This window comes from Chryseobacterium sp. JV558 (genome assembly GCF_033712365.1).
GTDB lineage: Bacteria > Bacteroidota > Bacteroidia > Flavobacteriales > Weeksellaceae > Chryseobacterium.
On record NZ_WJHU01000018.1, the window covers coordinates 1 to 3,334 of the forward strand.

Annotated in this window: 1 tRNA gene and 2 rRNA genes; all 3 read right to left on the reverse strand. The window is 47.4% G+C overall.

Going from position 1 to position 3,334, the window contains the following annotated elements:
• Window positions 1–49 precede the first annotated feature (49 nt).
• Window positions 50–157, reverse strand: a 5S ribosomal RNA gene (gene rrf / locus GFU89_RS23155).
• Window positions 158–300: 143 nt separating this feature from the next.
• Window positions 301–3,056, reverse strand: a 23S ribosomal RNA gene (locus GFU89_RS23160).
• A gap of 204 nt (window positions 3,057–3,260) precedes the next feature.
• A tRNA-Ala gene (locus GFU89_RS23165) sits at window positions 3,261–3,334 on the reverse strand.

Below are 3,334 nucleotides of genomic sequence, written 5' to 3' on the forward strand. Positions count from 1 at the left end.
AAAAAAATCCTCTATCATAAGATAAAGGATTTTTTAAAAATAAAATAAAAACTGGCGGCGGCCTACTCTCCCGCTTTCGCAGTACCATCGGCGCTGGTGGGCTTAACTTCTGTGTTCGGAATGGGAACAGGTGAGCCCCACCGCTAAAACCACCCTAAAGAAGGTATATAAGGTTGCAGGCTATAGGTAAAAGGCTGCAGGGATTCCTGCATCCTGATAGCTACCATCTGCTACCTGGTTTATAATCGATAAAAACTTTCACAAAGAGCTAACCTTGCTGCACTTTCGTGCGCCATATTAGGCTATAAATCTACGGGTAATTAGTACTACTCGGCTATGACATTACTGTCTTTACACCTGTAGCCTATCAACGTCGTCATCTCCAACGACCCTTAAAAGATGTCTCATCTTGAGGCGAGTTTCGCACTTATATGCTTTCAGTGCTTATCTCTTCCAAACGTAGCTACTCAGCAGTGCACCTGGCGGTACAACTGATACACCAGAGGTTTGTTCAATTCGGTCCTCTCGTACTAGAATCAAGCCCTCTCAAACATCTAACGCCCGCAATAGATAGAGACCGAACTGTCTCACGACGTTCTGAACCCAGCTCGCGTGCCACTTTAATGGGCGAACAGCCCAACCCTTGGGACCTTCTCCAGCCCCAGGATGTGACGAGCCGACATCGAGGTGCCGAACCTCCCCGTCGATGTGAGCTCTTGGGGGAGACTAGCCTGTTATCCCCGGAGTACCTTTTATCCTATGAGCGATGGCCCTTCCATACGGAACCACCGGATCACTATGTCCTGCTTTCGCACCTGATCGACTTGTAGGTCTCACAGTCAAGCACCCTTATGCCATTACACTCTACGCACGGTTACCAAGCGTGCTGAGGGTACCTTTGAAAGCCTCCGTTACTCTTTTGGAGGCGACCACCCCAGTCAAACTACCCACCACGCAATGTCCTTCTAATAGAAGTTAGGCTCCAAGTAAGTAAAGGGTGGTATTTCAACGTTGGCTCCACCTACACTAGCGTGCAAGCTTCAAAGCCTCCCACCTATCCTACACATTACTTACTCAAAGTCAATACGAAGTTATAGTAAAGGTTCACAGGGTCTTTTCGTCCCATTGCGGGTACTCGGCATCTTCACCGAGACTACAATTTCACAGAGCTCATGGTTGAGACAGTGCCCAGATCGTTACACCATTCGTGCAGGTCGGAACTTACCCGACAAGGAATTTCGCTACCTTAGGACCGTTATAGTTACGGCCGCCGTTTACTGGGGCTTCAGTCAATGCCTTCGGTTTAACCCTAAGCACCTTCCTTAACCTTCCAGCACCGGGCAGGTGTCAGACCCTATACTGCATCTTTCGATTTTGCAGAGTCCTGTGTTTTTGATAAACAGTCGCCTGGGCCTCTTTACTGCGGCCACCATTGCTGATGGCGTCTCTTCTCCCGAAGTTACGAGACTATTTTGCCTAGTTCCTTAACCATGATTCACTCTAGCACCTTAGGATTCTCTCCTCGACTACCTGTGTCGGTTTTGGTACGGGTTGCTTCACTTCGGCTTTTCTTGGAAGCACTTTCCCTACAGCAGCTTCGCCCGAAGGCTAGGCCTTGACTATTCCGTCAGTCTCCAGTAAGTACGGCACTCCGTCCCCTTTTTAGTGTGAGCAAGTATGGGAATATTAACCCATTGTCCATCCACTACCCCTTTCGGGTTCGCGTTAGGTCCCGACTAACCCTCAGCTGATTAGCATGGCTGAGGAAACCTTAGTCTTTCGGTGAGCGGGTTTCTCGCCCGCTTTATCGTTACTTATGCCTACATTTTCTTTTCTATCCGCTCCACAATACCTCACAGTACTGCTTCGGCGCAAATAGAATGCTCTCCTACCAGATGTACAATGTACAAATCCATAGCTTCGGTAATATGTTTATGCCCGATTATTATCCATGCCGGACCGCTCGACTAGTGAGCTGTTACGCACTCTTTAAATGAATGGCTGCTTCCAAGCCAACATCCTAGCTGTCAATGCAGTCCAACCGCGTTGCTTCAACTTAACATATATTTTGGGACCTTAGCTGTTGGTCTGGGTTCTTTCCCTCTCGGACATGGACCTTAGCACCCATGCCCTCACTGCCGTAGAACATTTATTAGCATTCGGAGTTTGTCAGGAATTGGTAGGCGATGAAACCCCCGCATCCAATCAGTAGCTCTACCTCTAATAAACTTATATACGACGCTGCACCTAAATGCATTTCGGAGAGTACGAGCTATCTCCCAGTTTGATTGGCCTTTCACCCCTACCCACAGGTCATCCGAAGACTTTTCAACGTCAACCGGTTCGGTCCTCCACTCTGTGTTACCAGAGCTTCAACCTGCCCATGGGTAGATCACAAGGTTTCGCGTCTAATCCTACTAACTATACGCCCTATTCAGACTCGCTTTCGCTCCGGCTCCGGTACTTAATACCTTAACCTCGCTAGTAAAATTAACTCGTAGGCTCATTATGCAAAAGGCACGCCGTCACACCATATAGGTGCTCCGACCGCTTGTAGGCGTACGGTTTCAGGTTCTATTTCACCCTTCTATTCGAAGTGCTTTTCACCTTTCCTTCACAGTACTTGTTCACTATCGGTCTTTCAGGAGTATTTAGCCTTGGAGGATGGTCCCCCCATATTCAGACAGGATTTCACGTGTCCCGCCCTACTCATTTATCACTTAAATATGCCTTTCATATACGGGGCTATCACCCTCTACGGCAGTTCTTTCCAGAACATTCTATTAAACATATATTAGCTTTTGGGCTAATCCGCTTTCGCTCGCCACTACTTACGGAATCTCTTCGATTTCTTTTCCTCCGGGTACTTAGATGTTTCAGTTCTCCGGGTTTGCTCCTCTTGCGAGGTGACATGTCTTCAACATGCCGGGTTGCCCCATTCGGACATCTGCGGATCAATTCGTGTGTGCCAATCCCCGCAGCTTTTCGCAGCTTACCACGTCCTTCGTCGCCTCTGAAAGCCTAGGCATCCGCCATACGCCCTTAACGATTTCTTTCCTAATAATTATATTAGTTCAGTATTTTTTGATAAATTAAAATTTATCGATATTTTTATAAACTCGGCACTCGAAAGTGCTCGGTTATCTCTTTGTGATGTCTTTACCGTTAATGTCAATGATCTTAATGTCTTCTTGTCCAACTGATGAACAGATATTGTTTTTGGCTCTATCCGTAACTTTTAAATCAGTCTTCCAAAACTGTGGAGAATAAGGGAGTCGAACCCTTGACCTCCTGCGTGCAAGGCAGGCGCTCTAGCCAGCTGAGCTAATTCCCC